This window comes from Microbulbifer okhotskensis, assembly GCF_023895975.1.
Classification (GTDB): Bacteria; Pseudomonadota; Gammaproteobacteria; order Pseudomonadales; family Cellvibrionaceae; genus Microbulbifer; species Microbulbifer okhotskensis.
On the sequence record NZ_JALBWM010000087.1, the window covers coordinates 1 to 17558 of the forward strand.

18 protein-coding genes are annotated in these 17558 nt (G+C 49.0%); 9 read left to right on the forward strand and 9 right to left on the reverse strand.

Annotated elements, in window-relative coordinates:
• The 5 genes from MO867_RS16075 to MO867_RS16095 form a co-directional block, all read left to right on the forward strand.
• A partial coding sequence (locus MO867_RS16075) for a methyltransferase domain-containing protein (protein WP_256474104.1) occupies positions 1–609 on the forward strand: 609 nt, incomplete at its 5' end.
• A 210-nt stretch (positions 610–819) separates the two neighbouring features.
• Positions 820–1506 (forward strand): SAM-dependent methyltransferase, encoded by a 687-nt coding sequence (locus tag MO867_RS16080; RefSeq protein WP_252470954.1) that lies wholly within the window; start codon positions 820–822, stop codon positions 1504–1506.
• 96 nt (positions 1507–1602) lie between these two features.
• Positions 1603–1941, forward strand: a complete 339-nt coding sequence (locus tag MO867_RS16085; protein ID WP_252470956.1) for an SMI1/KNR4 family protein — start codon at positions 1603–1605, stop codon at positions 1939–1941.
• A 95-nt stretch (positions 1942–2036) separates the two neighbouring features.
• Entirely contained in the window at positions 2037–2582 is a 546-nt protein-coding gene (locus MO867_RS16090; protein WP_252470958.1) for a dimerization/docking domain-containing protein, read from the forward strand.
• A gap of 91 nt (positions 2583–2673) precedes the next feature.
• Positions 2674–3276, forward strand: a complete 603-nt coding sequence (locus MO867_RS16095; protein ID WP_252470961.1) for a 3'-5' exonuclease — start codon at positions 2674–2676, stop codon at positions 3274–3276.
• Between the two features lie 510 nt (positions 3277–3786).
• On the opposite strand, the gene MO867_RS16100 is transcribed toward MO867_RS16095, so the two are convergent.
• The 4 genes from MO867_RS16100 to MO867_RS16115 all read right to left on the reverse strand — a co-directional run bounded on the left by MO867_RS16100 (position 3787) and on the right by MO867_RS16115 (position 10134).
• The gene (locus MO867_RS16100; protein WP_252470963.1) at positions 3787–5172 is read right to left on the reverse strand and encodes an L-serine ammonia-lyase; all 1386 of its coding nucleotides are present in this window, start codon (positions 5170–5172) and stop codon (positions 3787–3789) included.
• A gap of 187 nt (positions 5173–5359) precedes the next feature.
• Positions 5360–6337, reverse strand: coding sequence for a tRNA 5-methoxyuridine(34)/uridine 5-oxyacetic acid(34) synthase CmoB (gene cmoB / locus MO867_RS16105; protein WP_252470965.1), 978 nt, complete (start codon positions 6335–6337; stop codon positions 5360–5362).
• 7 nt (positions 6338–6344) lie between these two features.
• The gene (gene cmoA / locus MO867_RS16110) at positions 6345–7097 is read right to left on the reverse strand and encodes a carboxy-S-adenosyl-L-methionine synthase CmoA (protein ID WP_252470967.1); all 753 of its coding nucleotides are present in this window, start codon (positions 7095–7097) and stop codon (positions 6345–6347) included.
• Positions 7098–7224: 127 nt separating this feature from the next.
• A complete protein-coding gene (locus MO867_RS16115; protein ID WP_252470969.1) occupies positions 7225–10134 on the reverse strand; it encodes an insulinase family protein in 2910 nt (969 codons plus the stop codon).
• A 177-nt stretch (positions 10135–10311) separates the two neighbouring features.
• On the opposite strand from MO867_RS16115, the gene MO867_RS16120 reads away from it, so the two are divergent.
• From MO867_RS16120 to MO867_RS16130, 3 genes are read left to right on the forward strand one after another with little or no spacing between them, the layout of a single operon-like run.
• Positions 10312–11043: a DUF599 domain-containing protein gene (locus MO867_RS16120; protein WP_252470971.1), complete on the forward strand. Its 732-nt coding sequence runs from the start codon at positions 10312–10314 to the stop codon at positions 11041–11043.
• Positions 11030–11368, forward strand: a complete 339-nt coding sequence (locus tag MO867_RS16125; RefSeq protein ID WP_252470973.1) for a nucleotide pyrophosphohydrolase — start codon at positions 11030–11032, stop codon at positions 11366–11368. Before MO867_RS16120 ends, MO867_RS16125 begins: the two co-directional genes overlap by 14 nt.
• Positions 11358–12116, forward strand: a complete 759-nt coding sequence (locus tag MO867_RS16130) for a methyltransferase (protein ID WP_252470975.1) — start codon at positions 11358–11360, stop codon at positions 12114–12116. Before MO867_RS16125 ends, MO867_RS16130 begins: the two co-directional genes overlap by 11 nt.
• Before the next feature lie 34 nt (positions 12117–12150).
• On the opposite strand, the gene MO867_RS16135 is transcribed toward MO867_RS16130, so the two are convergent.
• Positions 12151–12675, reverse strand: a complete 525-nt coding sequence (locus MO867_RS16135; RefSeq protein WP_252470977.1) for a J domain-containing protein — start codon at positions 12673–12675, stop codon at positions 12151–12153.
• 163 nt (positions 12676–12838) lie between these two features.
• Here MO867_RS16135 and msrA point away from each other — a divergent pair, with 163 nt between their 5' ends.
• Positions 12839–13462 carry a peptide-methionine (S)-S-oxide reductase MsrA gene (msrA, locus tag MO867_RS16140; RefSeq protein WP_252470979.1) on the forward strand — a complete coding sequence of 208 codons (624 nt, stop codon included), beginning with the start codon at positions 12839–12841 and terminating at the stop codon, positions 13460–13462.
• A gap of 216 nt (positions 13463–13678) precedes the next feature.
• Here the strand turns inward: msrA and MO867_RS16145 are convergent, their stop codons facing one another.
• From MO867_RS16145 to ybiA, 4 genes are all read right to left on the reverse strand, one after another.
• Positions 13679–14059: a VOC family protein gene (locus MO867_RS16145; RefSeq protein WP_252470981.1), complete on the reverse strand. Its 381-nt coding sequence runs from the start codon at positions 14057–14059 to the stop codon at positions 13679–13681.
• Between the two features lie 1224 nt (positions 14060–15283).
• Complete coding sequence (locus tag MO867_RS16150) at positions 15284–15736, reverse strand: hypothetical protein (RefSeq protein WP_252470983.1); 453 nt, start codon at positions 15734–15736, stop codon at positions 15284–15286.
• 340 nt (positions 15737–16076) lie between these two features.
• Entirely contained in the window at positions 16077–16565 is a 489-nt protein-coding gene (locus MO867_RS16155) for a DUF2314 domain-containing protein (RefSeq protein ID WP_252470985.1), read from the reverse strand.
• 67 nt (positions 16566–16632) lie between these two features.
• The gene (ybiA, locus tag MO867_RS16160; protein WP_252470987.1) at positions 16633–17082 is read right to left on the reverse strand and encodes a riboflavin biosynthesis intermediates N-glycosidase; all 450 of its coding nucleotides are present in this window, start codon (positions 17080–17082) and stop codon (positions 16633–16635) included.
• Positions 17083–17558: the final 476 nt, after the last annotated feature.

Genomic DNA, 17558 nt, shown 5'->3' on the forward strand with positions numbered 1-17558 from the left:
GCTATTTTAGGTCTATTCTGTTCGTTTTTACACCGATTTATATGGGACAGCCCTGAGGTTCGAGCTGATCTTAATTATGCGGTCAGCTTATTGGGTGGCGATGGAATAGCTGTTGATTGTGGATGTGGTGCAGGTTCAGATATTGCCTTTCTGCGCAAAAACGATTTTACCGTCTATGGTTTTGATATTGAAGAGGAATCCATACTTCGCTGTAGAAAGCGATTCAAGAATGATAAGAAAGTCCTGCTTTCTCTGAATAGTTTTAGCAGTTTTGTGTTTCCGTACGCATCCTTGATTTTGGCAGATGCAAGCTTGTTTTTTTGCCCACAGAGCGAGTTTAAAGTCGTTTGGAGCCGTATTGGTGAATCTCTTGCGTCTAATGGTGTTTTTTGTGGTTCTTTTCTTGGTCCTAATGACACAATGGCTGGCCCCAAGTATGACAGACAAGCTTTTTGGCCCAATGTAATGGTGTTTACCGAGGATCAGCTGAGAAAAATTTTCACCAATTTTGATGTTGTTAAATGGACAGAGCATAAAATATCAGGTGAATCGGCCAAAGGTGTTCCACATCACTGGCACATTTTTTCAGTTGTAGCGAAGAAGCTTTAGTAGTCGTCTAGGTTTTGCGTAAGTAACGCCTTTTTTGATCCGCAGGCAATTGGTTGCAGTGTACTATCCAATATCAATTGCTATTGATCTGTTGGTATTGTGTTAGGGCTCGGGGGCTGAAAAGTAAATCCAGATCCTTGATGACGGGTCTCTTTGGGAGGCCAATCGTGGAATGCCCCGCATTACGACTTACTTTAAAAGGGTGAAGCAATGGCAGTTGAATTAAACGGTGTGGTTACATGGGGACGGTCATTTAACGATTATGTGCGAATGTTTGCACTAGACGAGAAAGATTTGCAAAAGAAAATATTGGGAGCAGGTGATGGGCCAGCCTGCTTTAATGCCGACCTATCAAAAATGGGTGGCCAAGTTCTGTCTGTTGATCCCTTGTACAGTTTACCTGTAGATGAAATAGAAGCGAAAATAAAGGCTGTTGAACAAAATTTAAGGCGGCAAATCACTGATGACCGGAAGGAATTTAATTTTTGGCCTCTCGCGTCGAAAGAGGAATATTTTGTTCAGAAATTGTCAGCAATGGAAACCTTCCTGGGAGACTACAATGATGGGCGTTCTGAAGGCCGCTACATCACTGGTGAGCTACCGTTGCTTCCGTTCAATGATAGGCAATTTGAACTTTCATTAAGCTCAAATTTTCTTTTTCTGTACAGCGATCACTTGAGCGCACAGTTCCATATTGATTCTGTTGCTGAGCTTTGCCGAGTATCTGATGAGGTAAGGCTCTATCCATTAGTGGATTTTACCGGTAATAAATCTAAACACCTGGAGCGTGTAATACACTCGATAGGTAAAATGGGGTGTTTAATAGAGATTAGAGATGTAGATTATCGTTTGGCGGTGGATGGTGGAACAAAAATGATGGTTGTACAGTCCCCCTGACCTTGCGAATGATCGCAGTGTGTTCGTAGGCATTCTGAGGCACCCTAATGATGTGTATAAAACATAGGATAGAGGTTGTGTTAAGCAGGGTTTAGTATGATAGAAGATATAGAGAAATACTTGGAGTGTGTACTTCCAAAGTCATATAGAGCGTTTATTTTATTTCATAACAAAGAAATGGAGGGTAAAGTTTATTTGTATCTGGCAAAGGACTTGGTCGAGCGCAATGAGTGCTACGGTATCAAAGAATATGCTCCAGGATATGTGAATATTGGCAACAATGGTGGTGGAGAGGCATTCATTCTCAAGTTGGGTGAAGATGATCCTGAAGTATCTATTGTGGGGCATGGTAGCATGGACCCCAAATTAAAGGAGCTCGTGAGCCAGAGCTTTAGCCGTTGGCTGGAATTGGACTTTCGTTGTGACAATGATTAATCTTGGTAGTGTTCAGAATTCTGTCGGAGCTCCATTGCTTCGATTCATTAATGGCAAGCCAGACACTTTATCTTTGAGTATTAAGAAATTATCGAATGAAACAATTATCGAATAAGCAAGTATTTTCTCATCTTAAATCCTGTGCTGAGTTAGACGTGGAGCTTTGTGAGAAGGAGTATCTGCGCTCCTATCGATTCTACCCGGAATGGTCCGAGGGAGTTCAAGTAGCGACCTATGAAAACGGCGGCGGTGATGACTTGGTAGTCGTTTTCTGTGGGGATTCTATATTGATTAAGGGATTTGACCATGAATCCGAAGTGAGTCCCCATGCACAGGATGAATATGGTATCTGGCCTGGCATATACGAAGGTGCCCCATTGAGGCTGCTGGAGGTATTGGATGACAAGGTATTTGAAAAGAAGGATGTGACTTTCTGCCTTTGGAGGGAAGCTGATGATGTTGAGTGGAAGAGAGGCCCAGTTAGTTTTCCTAACGATGAAAACGATGGATCTGACTGGCTGCTTTCGGCCATTAGGACATCCCCGGAAGATTTTATAGCGTGGGGCAAAGACTATTTCGAAGATGACTTTAGTCGTGTCTCAGAATCACGGATACATGAGATCTTTGCTAGTAACCAGTAAATCTGAGGTGGGAAGTAGGCATTAAGAATTTCCGCTTCTTCCTCAAAAAATAGACTGTGATTGATACTGGTACTTTGTTTTTGGACAGTTTATGAATATGGATTTAAGTAGATACAGATACTTCCTGATCGTTGATCTTGAGGCGACGTGTTGCAATAAGCAATCAATTGCTCGAAATGAAATGGAAATCATTGAAATTGGGGCTGTAATGGTCGAGGCTGAAACCCTTTCTGTGGTGGATGAGTTTACAACCTTTGTAAGGCCCGTAAGGAAACCTCTTCTTACCGCGTTTTGTACTGAATTGACTAGTATTTGCCAGGCGGATGTTAATGGAGCGCCTGTTTACCCTGCAGCCATTAAGCAATTTAAGGCGTGGTTGTATCAGTACGAATCCTTTTTATTTTGCTCGTGGGGTGACTATGATAAAGCGCAACTCCATCAAGATAGCCAGTTCCATAAGGTTTCATACCCCATTGGTACAGAGCATATTAATATCAAGAAGTTATTTTCGCTGAACCAGAATCTTAAAAAGAAATATGGAATGGCTGGGGCTTTAACACTATCGGGGTTATCACTGGATGGCACTCACCATCGTGGAATTGACGATGCTAGAAATATGGCTAGGTTAATGCCCTTTGTTCTGGGAAGGCGTCCTGTATTGAAGCAGTCTGTAGCATCTCAGAGGAGGGTGTAATAATTCTGTGTAACCGCTCTTGCCAGTTAACTGTTGCTAGTCGGCAAATTGCTCACTGAACTTAATGGTATATCGATTTAATGCTCAATCTCTTGCCTCAGTAAGTTCAGTAATATCACGCTAGATTGTGAACTTGGCTTCGCCCATCGCATCTTTCAGAGTGATATTTGTCGTGTGCTCTATAGGATAGTTTAAGCCAAAGAGTGAAGTTCTCGACTATCTTTCGGCCAGAGACATACCACTTGAGAAGCACCCGGTCACCTGATAAGAAAGGGGGGGCAGCGGGTGGTCAATCCGATCCTGTACAAAGCGCACTTTTGCGATTGCACCTGGCATTATGGTGAGCGTTGGTGTGCATCGTTCGATGATATTTAATTGCGTATTTGAAATCCTGCATTCAACTCTGAAGTGAAACTTGGAATTGGACCTTCCTGGTTCCTATGGACCGAAGTTTTCAATGCATATTGAAAAAATGGCTGGAGCATATGTTTTAGCCCCAGCAAAAAATAATCAACAGTTAACGGCGTTCACCGCCAGTCCGCCGAGCGAAGTTTCTTTGTACTTGCTCTGCATGTCGATACCGGTCTGGCGCATGGTTTCGATAACGCTATCCAACGGTACTATGTGGGCGCCGTCTCCGCGAAGAGCCAGGCGGGCGCCGTTGATAGCTTTTACGGCCCCCATGGTGTTGCGCTCAATGCAGGGCACTTGCACCAGTCCACCGATCGGGTCACAGGTGAGCCCGAGATTGTGCTCCATACCGATTTCGGCGGCATTTTCAATTTGTTGGTTGCTGCCACCTTCTACTGCTGCCAGGCCGGCGGAGGCCATGGAGCAGGCGACGCCGATCTCTCCCTGGCAGCCCACTTCGGCGGCAGAAATGGAGGCGTTCTTTTTGAATAGCATACCGATGGCACCGGCGGTGAGCAGGAATTTCACCACTTGATCTTTCAGTTCGCCGTGAACTTTAGAGTCGTGCACAAATTCCACGTAATAGGCGATTACCGCAGGAATAACACCGGCGGCACCGTTGGTTGGGGCAGTAACAATACGTCCGCGTGCCGCATTTTCCTCATTCACGGCGAGTGCAAAGAGGCTGACCCAGTCGAGAATAGCCAGGCCGTGATTGCGCTCTTGCGGGCTCTGCTTGCTCAATTCCCGGTAGAGTTCAGCGGCGCGGCGACGCACATTCAGGCCGCCGGGGAGGGTGCCATTTTGATGGCAGCCACGTTCAATAGAGGCATCCATCACCTTCCAGATATTCCACAAGCGGTCTTTAACTTCCTGTTCACTGCGGAAAGCCTTTTCATTTTCCATGGCTAGCTCAGCAATACTCCAGCCGTGCTGGGAGCAGATTTCCATCAGCTGTTCGGCGTTACTGAAGTCGTAGGGTAGCAGTGTGGCGATTTCTTCTTTGTGTGCGAAGTCTTCTTCAGACAGCACAAAGCCACCGCCGATGGAGAAGTAGCTGCGCTCGAATAGAAGCTCTTCGCCCGAATAGGCTTGGCAGGTCATGCCATTTGAGTGTTGAGGAAGAAATTCTTCCATATGAAAAATCAGGTCGCGTTCACGAACAAACTCTATGTTGTGGTCACCGTTGAGGTTCAGGCTGCACTCGCTCTGGATTGTGGTCATCTTGTTATCAATGCTATCCACATCAATGGTGTCCGGGGAGTGGCCCAGCAGTCCCATCAGTACGGCCATATCGGTACCGTGTCCAACGCCGGTCAGCGCCAGTGAGCCGTAGAGGTGGATCTGCACACGATCGGTGCTCGCGAGCTGATCCCGGTTAAACAGGTCTTGCACAAATTGACGAGCGGCGACCATTGGTCCCACCGTATGGGAGCTGGATGGACCGACCCCGATCTTAAAGAGTTCGAAAACGCTAATACTCATAAATGTTCTCTGCGCCGGGCTGCGGCCTGCGGCAGCCCCCCCATAAGGATATAGTTGCACTATTTAGGGGCGCACTTTGCCTTATGAGTCGCAACAATCAAGACGGCAGTCTCCATTCCGTACAAAATTCTATCTGCGGCGACTTTTGCGGAATTTATGAGTTCCCAGGCGTGAAGTGGAAGAGAAGCTATGGCGCTTCTGCGACCAGAACAGCGCGCTTGGGCGCGGGGTGACCTTCCACTGTTTTGTCTGGCGATCGCGGGTCGAGAAAATCTGCCAGCGATTCGAAGTGCATCCAGTCTGTGCGGTGTTGCTCCTCCAGGCTAGTGGTGTTCAGGTCCACGGTTCTGGGGTTTCGGAAGCCGCATTTGCGCAACCAGCTTTCTAGGGTGGCACAACTGGGAAAGAACCAGACGTTGCGCATCTTTGCGTAACGGTCTTCGGGTACCAGGCAATCTCCCAGTTCGCCATCGATGACGAGGGTTTCGAGCACCAACTGGCCACCGGGGCGCAGGGTCTCGCGCAATTCTCGCAGGTGCTCCATGGGGGAGCGGCGGTGATAGAGTACGCCCATGGAGAAAGTGGTATCGAATGCGCCTAGGTTTTGCGGAAGTGCTTCGATGCCCAAGGGCAGCAGATCAACGGGCTTGTCTTTCCCCAGGTATTTTTTCAGGGCGTAAAACTGGGCGACAAACTTCACCGAGGGGTCTATGCCAATGACCTGGCGCGCGCCTGCGCCATAGGAGCGCCAGCAGTGATAGCCGTTACCGCAGCCCACATCCAAGACCAGCCGATTTTCCAGCGGAGCCAGGTGCGGTAATACCCGGTCCCACTTCCAGTCTGAGCGCCATTCGGTATCAATAGCCAAGCCGAACAGTTCCCAGGGGCCTTTGCGCCAGGGGTGTAACTTCCGTAATTCTTGCTCCAGCAGTTGCAGTTGTTCCGGAGTTGCGTCAGTAGCGCTCCCCGCACTGACGTTAGTCGCGAGTTCGATATTGGAGGGCGTGATGTCCGGCAGGGCTTCAAACGCTGCACGCCAGTCGGGAAGGTCGCCCCAACGGTGTGGACTCAGGTTTTCGGCGACCTGCGCGGGCAGTTGTGCAAGCCAGGAACGCAGAGCGGGAATATGTTGTAGTGTTTGGTACAGTTGGGTGTAGTCGATCACGGGGTACTTACTTTTCAGGCTTTTCAGACGCGCCTTTGATGGCGATTAATGAGGCAAAATTAAAACACTGGAACCAGACATCGACGCTGGTAAAACCGACGTTTTTCAGGCGTGTGCGATGGGTATCCAGGGTTTCGGGAATCAACACATTTTCCAGGGCAGAGCGTTTTTGTGCAATTTCCAGTGCACTGTAGCCGTTGGCGGCCTTAAAGGAGTGGTGCAGCTCGATCATCAACTCGTTGTGGGCTTTATCGGCGAAATCCACTTTCTCTGAAATAATCAGGATGCCGCCGGGGCGCAGGCCATCGTGGATCTTCTGCAGGATTTCTTCGCGCTCTTCTACAGGAATAAATTGCAGGGTGAAGTTGAGCACGACAACGGAGGCATTTTCAATAGTGACGTCTTGCAGATTGTCACAGATAAGGTGTACAGGAACTTCGCCGCTATCGGCTTCCAGTATGGTATGCGCCTGATCCACCATGGCCTTAGAGTTGTCCACGGCAATAATTTCACAATCTGCGGCGGGAATACGGTGGCGCATGGCCAAAGTCGCTGCGCAGAGAGAGCTGCCCAGGTCATAGCAGCGACTGCCGGCTTGGGCGTAGCGTTCCGCCAGGGTGCCGATCATGGCTACCATGGTGGTATAGCCTGGCACCGAGCGTTTGATCATATCGGGAAAGACTTGTACGACCTGGCGATCGAATTCGAAACCGGCTACTTGGCCTAGTGGATTTGCGTAAATATTGTCGTGATTACTCATTGGAACTTCGCTAGAGGGTAACGGCGATAGACCGGCGGCCCCAGGGACCTGTAAAGCTGGCACCGGTTGCGGCCGGCGCCACAGAGTCCCCCAGAGCACATATCGTCGCTGGGGGAGTGGGGCTCAGTTAAAGTTTCTCTTCCTTCAGATTGAGTTTCGCTCCCACTTCACTGCTCTGGGGTCCAGTGACCACGGCAGTGCTGGCCTTGCTGGGATCCAGATAAGTGGTGCCAACCCGTTGCAGATCTTCCAGGGTTACCTCTGTGACCTGCTTGCGGAATTGCTGGCGCAGCGCGTGGGTACGGCCATAGAGGCCTGAGTGGAAGTTCTTCTTGGCTTCCCCGGCGGGGGAGCCGGGCTTGTCTAGACCGCCGACCACACCGAGGACTGCTTCCTCAACTTGCTCCTCCTTGTGGTTCTCTTCAGCCAGCCACTTCAGTGAGGCATCAAAGTCTTCCAGAGTCTCGCCCAGACGCGGATCGCGATAGGAATAGAAGCGGAACACACCGATATTACTGTCGTGTCCGGCACCGCCGCCGTAGGCTCCACCCTGCTCACGGATAGTGCGGTGCAGGAAGCCGTTGCGCAGGAAGCCGCTCAATACAGACAGTGGCGCTGCATCGGGGTGAGACATGGGCACGGTGGCATAAGCTTTCGCACAGAAATTTACTTGGCTATTGGCGACCCATAGCTCTTCTACGCGCTTGCGTTCGAACGGCGCAGCTGGGTTCGCAGCACTTGTGCTGGATTGGGAAGTAAGAGGCATCAACGCTTGGCTGAAGTCGCCAATTTTTTCTTCCTCACCCACCAACAGGAATTGGCGTGGGGCTGCCAGGATCTTCTGGTGGATGGCCTGGAACTGGTCGGAGAGTTGCTGTAGGCCTTGCTCTTTATCCAGCCCTGCTACCAGCGCTTTCAGATTGCGCAGCCCCAGCAAGCCGCCGGTGGCATGACTCTCCCAGGCGGCGAGATTGTAACCGGCGCTGGCTGCGGCCATGGCCAGGGCGTGGCCATTGCCCACAACACCCTGTTCGCGGCGGGCGAGAGTCTGCAGAAGCAGCTCTTTGATGCGAGCGTGTTCATCAAAGCGCACTTGCTCCATGGTGGCTTGCATCAGCTCAGTTAGCCCGTCTTGATTGCGCGCGAGTGCTTTACCGGACAGGATAAAGTGGCCGGATAAATGATCCAGGTTGTCGATCGCAGTGCGGTTGCTGGTGAAACCGTGCAATGCGCCAACGACGCTGGTTTGCCACTGTTGTACTTGCAGGTAATCTTTTTCACCCAGGCCCACTTCACTCAGTACCTGGCAGTAATAGGGCAACAGCTGTTTTTCAGTCTCGGTAAATTCCGGCAGGGCGCAAACCAACTGCTGGTAAACCAAGCCATTGGTACCGGCGTTATAGCGGGTCAGCTTCTGCGGGCCCAACTCAACAGCCTCACCCTCGACATCGGGCAACTCTGCAGGAATATCCTCCACGCCGACTTTGGGCAGAATCGAGGCGTCGTCCTCGCGGTTTTGCCGGTCCGCCAGAGCTTTGGCAGTTTCGACAATTTGCGCTTTTTCTTGCTGGCTTAGGCTGGCTTTGATCTGCGCCAGCTGATCTTTCTCAGCCTGCTCGTGGCGTGCTGCCAACTGGTCGTCGGGGCTTAAAATCAAGCGTACACGGTGCTGGTTTTCCAGCAGTAATTCACGGGCTTTATTGGCAATGAATTTCGGATCTTGGATCTGCTCGCGCAGTTTTTCCAGCGTGGCATCGATATTGAGCAGGCCGATGGCGTCGCCGCGGTGGGTGGCACCGGTTAGCGCAGTGAGAATCAACTGCAAGCCAAATGGATAGCCGTCGCCGCCAATTTCCCGTTGCTGTAGTTCCAGTTGGTGCAGGCTGGCCTCCACCTGATCGTAGGGAATGCCGTTTTCCGCAACATCTTTCAGTACATCGAGTACCTGCTGTTCCAACTCGTCGGCGCGCTCTCTTTCGCTACCCTCGATACCGCAGACAAATACCAGCTCCCGTTGGGAGTCGTCCAAGCCGATCAGTGGAGAGGGGGAGGTTCCCAGATCGGTGGTTTCCAGTAGTTTCATCAGCGGGGAGGCGCTGTTATCCAGCAGAACACCAGTGAGCAGGTGCGCTGTCAGGGCTTCTTCAAGGTCTGTGACATCGCCCAGGAGCCAACTTAGAACGATATGGGTTTTGCCCTTGAGGGCTTCGCCACTGAGTGGATAGTGCTCTTCGATTTTAAGCGGTGCCTGATAGCGATCTTCTCGCCCGACCGAGATGGTTTTGTCCAGCTTTTCAAATTTGTGCAGCGCCTTCTCTTCAAAGGCGGCCTGGTGCTCGGCTGCCGGAATATCCCCGAAGGTCATGAAAGTGGCATTGCTGGGGTGGTAGTGGCTGCGATAAAACGCGACCAGTTGCTCGTAGCTGAGTTTAGGAATATCAGCGGGCTCGCCACCGGAATTGTAGTGATAGGTGGTGGTGGGAAACAGGTATTTGCTCAGGGTATGCCATAACTGTGAAGTGACGGAGCTCATCGCGCCCTTCATCTCGTTAAAGACGACGCCCTTATAGACTAGTTCGCTGCTGGCGTTATCCGCTTCGGTGAATTCCAGGCGGTGCCCTTCCTGGGCAAAATCCAGCGGGTCCAGTCGTGCAAAAAACACGGCGTCCAGATAGACGTCGAGCAAATTGTCAAAATCCTTGCGGTTCTGGCTGGCGAACGGGTAGGCGGTCCAATCCGAACTGGTGAAGGCGTTCATAAAAGTATTGAGGGAGCGTCGGATCATCATAAAGAAGGGATCACGCACCGGATACTTGTCGCTGCCGCATAGGGCGGTGTGTTCAAGAATATGGGCGACTCCGGTGGAGTCTTCAGGCACGGTGCGCAACGCAACAAGGAAAACATTTTCCGGATTGTCGGCGGCAATATGCAGGTGCTGGGCACCGGTAGTCATGTGTCGGTATTCCTCAACGCGCACGCCGAGAGAATCAATATCTGCGCTGGTAACCAGTTCAAATGCAGGGTGTGAGTTGTTCAAAAGACAGCTCCCTGGAGTTATAGGAATTTTCTGGCCGGCAACTGCTGCCGGCGAAAGGGCGCTATTCTACCGCTTGCACACATCGGAAAGACAGTGTTGACAAGGCTGCCAGTAGGGCGAAGACTTCGCCTGCCGAAGCTACGGCATAAATGTAGACGAACACGGAGATATTAGAGGTTGTCCTGGTTGGATATTGCCAGCGTCACTGGCTTTTTTACTACATGGGTCGGTTATACCGTATTTGCGCGAAAAAAAGCCAAAGAGACCTGGTGCCTGACTTCATCACTTCAGTGGTACCGTGTTGAGTGGATGCTGCGCATGCTCGACCGGGATATGCGTATGGCCGACATGGCCATTCTCAGTAATCTGGAGCGGGTGATCGGTTTCTTCGCCTCTACCAGCATGCTTATCCTGGCGGGCCTGGTGACGGCATTGACGGCCAACAAAGCGGCTGTCGAAGTGCTTAGTAGCTTGCCTTTTGCGGAGGCCACCACGGTTGAGCAGTTTGAGCTTAAGGTGATGCTGCTGATACTGATTTTTATTTTCGCCTTTTTCAATTTTACTTGGTCTCTGCGTCAATACTCTTTTGCCAATGTGCTGATTGGCGCGGCACCACTGCCTGAGACCGGTGATTTGTCTGAGGAAGAGCGGCGCCGTTTCGCTATCAGTACTGCCAAGGTCATCGACCACGCGGGCCACAGCTACAACTATGGCTTGCGTTCATACTACTTCTCTATGTCAGTTCTGGGCTGGTTTATCCATCCGCTGCTGTTTATTGCCGGCTACCTGTTTGTGGTCTGCGTATTGTATCGGCGAGAGTTTCTGTCCCGTGCACTCAATTCGATTCTGGCCGCTCGGGAAGGGGGGCTGGAGCGCCAGCAGAGGAAAAAAGACGATGAAAACTCCTGAAATTCTTCAGGCTTTTGATGAAATTGCCGAGGCGCGTGGCTGGCAGTCTTTGCATACCCCAAAAAACCTGACTATGGCGCTTGCGGTAGAAGTTGCGGAATTGAGCCGACATTTTCAGTGGCGAGAGGATGGTGAGATTCGTGCGTTGATGGCAGGAGAGAATTCAGAGCAGGTTGCAGCGGAGTTGGCGGATATTCAGATGTACCTGAGCAAGTTGACGGCAGTGCTGGGGGTCGACATGGATGCAGCTCTGCATCGCAAGATCGCCGAGAATCACCATCGTTGTGCCGCTGCTTTACTGGATGAGGGTGCAGATGAGCGCTAGTCGGTATAAGGATCGCAATTTTGACGATCTCGCCCATCGTTTTCGTCATCGAATCTATGGCGGTTTAAAAGGGGATGTCCGCTTGGCCGTGCTCAATCGTGACTTGGCCCCGCTTTTGGCTGCGGATCAGCGAAACCTGAAGGTAATTGATGCCGGAGGAGGTCAGGGCCACTTCGCCATGGACTTGGCCGAAGCGGGTCATCAGGTATTTCTTGCGGATATTTCCGCGCAAATGCTTGCGCATGCGGATGCCCAGATTCGCGAAAAACAGCTGCAGAAACGCGTTAGCTTGCTGCACAGGCCATTGCAGGAATTACCTCAAATAGAGGCGTTGCAAGATGCTGATCTGTTGATTTGCCATGCCGTATTGGAATGGTTGGAGCAGCCGCAGCAAGCCCTGCAGCAGTTGCGCCGCCTGTTAAAGCCCGGCGGTCATTTGTCGCTGACTTTCTACAACCGCCGCGGGCTGGAGTTTCGCTTGTTACAGCGTGGCAGCTTTCGTCAGCTGGATCGCAATATTGACGAAAACCACTGGGGTGGGCACCCCGGAGGCCTCACGCCACAGAATCCACTATTGCCGGAATCGGTGCAGGCGTGGCTGACGGAGGCGGACTTTTCGGTGGTCTGCCATAGCGGCATCCGCTGTTTTCACGACTTTATGACTCCCCGATTCGGGAAAAAATGCCCGCCTCAGCGATTGTGGAAAAGGAGCTTGAGTATTCCCAGGTGGACCCCTATCGGCAGTTAGCCAGGTATGTCCACCTACTGTGTAAAGTATGAGTTCAGAGAATGCTTAGCAGTAACTCTTTTGCGGCATTGACTCGTGATGCCAAGTAGTCATTACCGCCACGATCCGGGTGGAGTTTTTGAATCAGTTTGCGATGCGCGCCAATGATGTCATCTTTTTCTGCATTGGCGGCGACCCCAAGTATCCGCCGTGCCTCGTACTCGGTCAGTGGTGGACCCTCGGTGTTGTGAGGGGGAGTATGGTTTTGCTGTGCGTCAGCGTGTTCGCTAGCTTGCTCAGTACGTTTTTTGGCATGTTTTTCAAACAACGGCATCAGCCAAGGCAAATAACGGGAAAGCTGTGCCAGCAATCTGCCCAGTACCGGCAGAGCCAATACCATGACCGCACCCACCCAATGTAGGCGCCCGGAGAGGGCCAGTACAAGGACGATCGCTGCTAGCCCCGCGATGCAGGCTATAAAGATCTGCTTGCGCCGATTCTGCGGTGAACTGGATTTGATCTTTTGCCAGACAATCCAGGCAGCGATCGCAATTAAAATTAGTAAGATTAAGCGCGCCAATGGCGACTCCTTATAATGTTGATCTGCCAGTGTATGCCCTGTGGATCAGAGAGCCCTTAGAACTGTTGGGTACACCGCTTAATATTATATGAGGTAGCTCTGGGTGGATAAGGGTCTACCAGCTATCCTTGCTAAATAAAATTTCAGCACTCGAGATAACAGTATGCAATACGACAAATTTCAGATACCGGATGCGGATCAGGTGTTGCCCGGTCGACCACAGCCGATGGAGATTAGTGGCACTCACTTTGTGAGTGGCAATCCAATTCAGGCGCCTTTTCCCGAAAACATGGAGGTTGCCATATTTGGCATGGGTTGTTTCTGGGGCGCTGAACAGATGTTCTGGGAGATTGATGGTGTTTTTGCGACTGCTGTTGGATACTCCGACGGTGCTACCGAAAACCCCAACTACGATGAGGTCTGCACCGGGCGTAGCGGGCATGCCGAAGTGGTAAAAGTCGTATTTGATCCCAAGAAGATTAGTTTCGCTGAACTTTTGCGGGTCTTCTGGGACCATCATGATCCTACTCAAGGGATGCGCCAGGGTAACGATATTGGCTCCCAGTACCGCTCTTGTATTTTTTGCCTGAATGAGGGGCAAAAGCAGGAGGCTGAAGCGAGTAAGGCCGCCGTACAGGAAGCGCTGAATGGAAAAGAGCGGGGCCAGGTAACTACCGAAATCAGTATGGCCCAGCCATTTTATTATGCTGAGGAGTATCATCAGCAGTATATGGCGAAGAATAAAGAAGCTGTTTGCCCGATTCTTCGCAACCCGATGCACGACTAATCAATACGATGTTGTACTAGTAGGCGACACCGAGAGTGTCGCCTGCTTTTCTAATATTATTCATATCATTGTTTCCGCCCCTGTTTATTTTTCCCTGCCTCCTTTGGGTAAGTTGATCCTGTATTACGTTTGTATCTGGTGTAGGGACTTACTCACAGTGCGATAGCCGTTGCTGTGTTGCTGGTAGTATGTGGCTTGGGAAAGCTTGCTGTTGTTTCAGGCGCGGATCTCGACGCGCCATGGTGGGTTGAGTCTATTTTCGCCAGCCCAATATAATTTGATTTTATTGCCTGATGGATCACTTAGTACGGCTTCTTTCCATAAATATTTTCTTTCCTGGGGCTCTTGTATAAAACGAATCCCTTTATCTTTTAACGCTTGAACCCACTCATCCAGTTTTTTATGCTCAAAGTAGATTATTGCACCATTAGAAAAATCTTCTTCTTCAAGTGAAAGTGAAAATGTAGACCCAGCATCTGGGCATTCAAATCGGGCATAATGAGGTGTATCAACAATTTGCGTAAATCCCAGTTTTAGATAAAAAGCGGTTGCTTCTTTCATATTCTTAATGGGTAGTGTTATCTGATTGAGGTCCATCTTAATCCTTTGCTATGAACTTAGAATTTCACTCAGTCTTTCTGCCTGGTTATCACTGCTGGAAGCTGAATGACCTGCTTTCTCTTAGTAAACCATTTCAGGTGATTCTCTGAATAACGCTGAGTTGTCTCTGGAAGAGCCGTAGAGATATCGTCGAATTATTCAGAGGTTTCCTGGGTTATCTTAATAGAAAGTACCTGTAAGGAAATTGCGATTTTCGCTCAACGAAGAAGCCTGTTGCAGGGGGGGTAAAAAACCAGCTTTCGTCTTTGGTGTACATCATCTGATAAGCCAGTCTACCATAATGACACCCTAGTAAAGTGCTGAGAAAGAGTGAGAGGATTGAACTATTTAGTAAGACTGATAATACTTGCTGAATCTAATATGAGCATGAACAACATGCTGGCCAGAAAAAACGCTAACATCCAAACGATACCCATCCCAAAAATTTTCCAGCTGGACTGAAAGCTGTGCTCGTTCGAATCTATTATTTCATCTTTTGTCATCTTGTGCCTAGTGCGACTTGAATTGGTGGATAGACTTTGTTCATTGTTCAATTCCTTGGTAAAGCGGGTTACTTTATGAGTAACTTTAGGGGCCTGGTGCCCGCAGTTGTGGAAATCTGTTCCGGCAATCTGTGCATGTTATACATTTTTCAGGATACACGCCAATTCATGTCGACTAGTTTTTTTAGGTAAAGCCTCTAGATAGCACTGTTCAGAGGTGATGATGTCTCTATCGGTGTATGCTGAGCAGTAAATTTCAACGCTGCCATCAAGAATAAGCTGCTGTGCATGAGAGCATGCGCGGTAGTTCTTTGTCATTCGTAAGCGCGTAAAAAACCTGTTTTGGATCTGATTGACAGTAATAGCGAAATACGAGTTTGGCTGCTGGCGTAGTAAATAGGGAGTCTGCAGTGGACGAGGCAGGAAGTATAACTTTTGGGTTTTTCCATTGCTGGGCTAGAACGCCAAGGTATAGTTTGGGTTCTGTGTCCAAATATGCAAGCCATGTCGCCTTACCAACAAAACCTGCGGCAAAGTACATTCCTTTGAGGTTTTTACCAAAAGATCTTCAATGCTCATGCTCTCATTCACGGAGATGAATACAATATAGGACGAAATATCATCGCCAGTATTAACACTATCTCGATCAACTTCTATTTTTAGCACGTTACCCCGTGAAACATAACACTTTTTTCGTAAAATCCAGTGAGGTAAATGGTTAACTACTTTTTGTTAGTTTAATTGTATCGCCATTGCCAGCCCCCTCGTGTTCCGATATCTCAATTGCCACGGGAAAGTCCCAGCCACCGGCTTTAAACCAACATTCTGAAAACCAGCTTTTAACTAAATCTACGACCATGTCCGGAATGTTAATATCATCTTCCATGTAATTATCGATATCAATGTACGGGAGGTCGTTGATAAAGCCGGCAAAGGAGTGGTGCTGTATTGTTCCGCTCTTCAAATAAACTCCAATGCTCGTATTGCCATCGGAATATTGATCAGGAAAAACTTCAGCTGAAGCCTCTGTAATTTCTTCGAGCAAAGGTTGTTTCAAGAATTTCTTTATTTCATCGATAAGTGGGTTGCTGTGTCTATCAAGCTCTTTTCGAAAGACGGTTGTAATCGTTTCCTCTGGAATTCCAGTTGGTAAAACCTTCCGCTTTCTCATTTTTTTCCTTGGTAGTTAACACCCCGATCCCGCCCTGAATTTCCTGCAGGGTGTAGAACCATTCCTTTGGTAGAGGTTTATCGGTGGGGGTATCTTCGATATTACATATGACTCAGCATCTGAGTGATTATTGATATGGCGTCGATACATGCTTACAGAGAGTATTCGCTACCGATACGCACAAAAATGCTTGTGTGAAAAATGCAGCTTTAGTGTTCTGGTCAAGATGGCGCTTCATTGCCATTAATCCTGCGGCTTGCAGTACATACCGATTTTTCGACAATGAACAATAGGGGTAGTCGAAAAATCGACCATATGACTGTGAGTTTTAGGTATAAATTCACTTTACAATAGGCGCATAACTGGAGACTCCTATATAGCTATCATAATCAGATTTTTCTTTATTTGTAGATAGCTTTTCCCTGGTTGCACGAATTGTATATGCGCCTTGAACATGACCATGAGTGTTTACCATCCAGTCAAAAACATCATCTGCCTCAAATCCAAGCCTGTCGCCTACCTTGTGCCATTCTTTGAGGCTTTCCGGAACTTCGAAAAAAACCCCAGAAAGTATCTTCTCTTCAGTGTGATAATAGACATCCATAAGCCACAAATATAAAAACTGATCCTCACCTGAATCTTCGGAAAGATTCGGGTCGTGGAAGCGTAACTTGGCCAAAAAATCACTTTCGTCTCTGCTCTTAACTAATTCAATGAAATTAGTAATGCTGTTGGCTGCCATGGAATGAGCAGCTCTTATTGCCGGGTCATTGCTATTGTGGGCAATAAATACGGGTTCTTCTGATGTTTCTGGGTGTGCTGAATTCATGTCTCAAAGTTCCAGGTATAATAATTAGCAACATTTTGGAAGTGTGGTATCTCTGACGGTGAATCACTCACTGGCTTTGGTTGTTTTTTAGCTCTTCTCTAAGCTGCATAAGCAAAACGCCAAGTCGGTTTTTCCCCTTGCCGTTGGGGCCTATACCCCAATATTTATCATGGGGGGAGTTTTCAATAAGCTCTTTCTTGCCAGTGCCAAGCAAAATAGCCTTCAGCTCTCGATCTTTGAATTTTTCTCGCAAACCTTCGAACATAATCCTTTCTTTGGTTTGATCCCAATCTTTCCGAATTGGAGTAGCGCGAGACTGTCCCAAATCCTTCGCTTGTTTAGGTGACCCGCAGTCCCTGATTTTAATAAAGTGACCTGAGCCCTCAAACTTCATTGCCTGAAAGTAGTGCTCCATTGTTTTCCAGCGATTCCCACCTAAATCAAAACCAAACCCGGCGAAATTTGAAAGCTGGTAATACTTGTCTTCTCTGGTGAAGAAATAAATAGATTTGGCCATACCGATTTAACGCCTGACGTCCAGTCAGCCGAAGGCTGAGCGGGGCTTGTTTTATGTTAATTTGAGGGCGATACAGAGCAGTGCAAAACAAGTGGGTTCCAGTGCCGTTGTGTAGCAGCTTTTCGATATGCTGCGACCCAAGTTTCAGCCTTTGTTCTTCTTTGCGCTATATTACAGGGTTTAATGAGCCTTTAAGGTTCGACAGTCGACCCTCAGAGTCAAAGTCAATACTTATAACTCCTCTTTCACTTTCGGCTGAGATCAATAAATCACTCTCCGTCACATTGCAGCCTTGCGAAGAAAGAAATGACTTCGCCATTTGGCGATGATCGACTTCAAATGTAGCAATCACTTGAGATATTGTGGCTATTGCTCTCTCTGGATGAGCGGATGATATTACTTCTTGGGGGAGGTCTTTAACTCAACACTTCGGACAGTTTCATGCAGCTATAGCCCCATAGTCACTGTACCGCTCG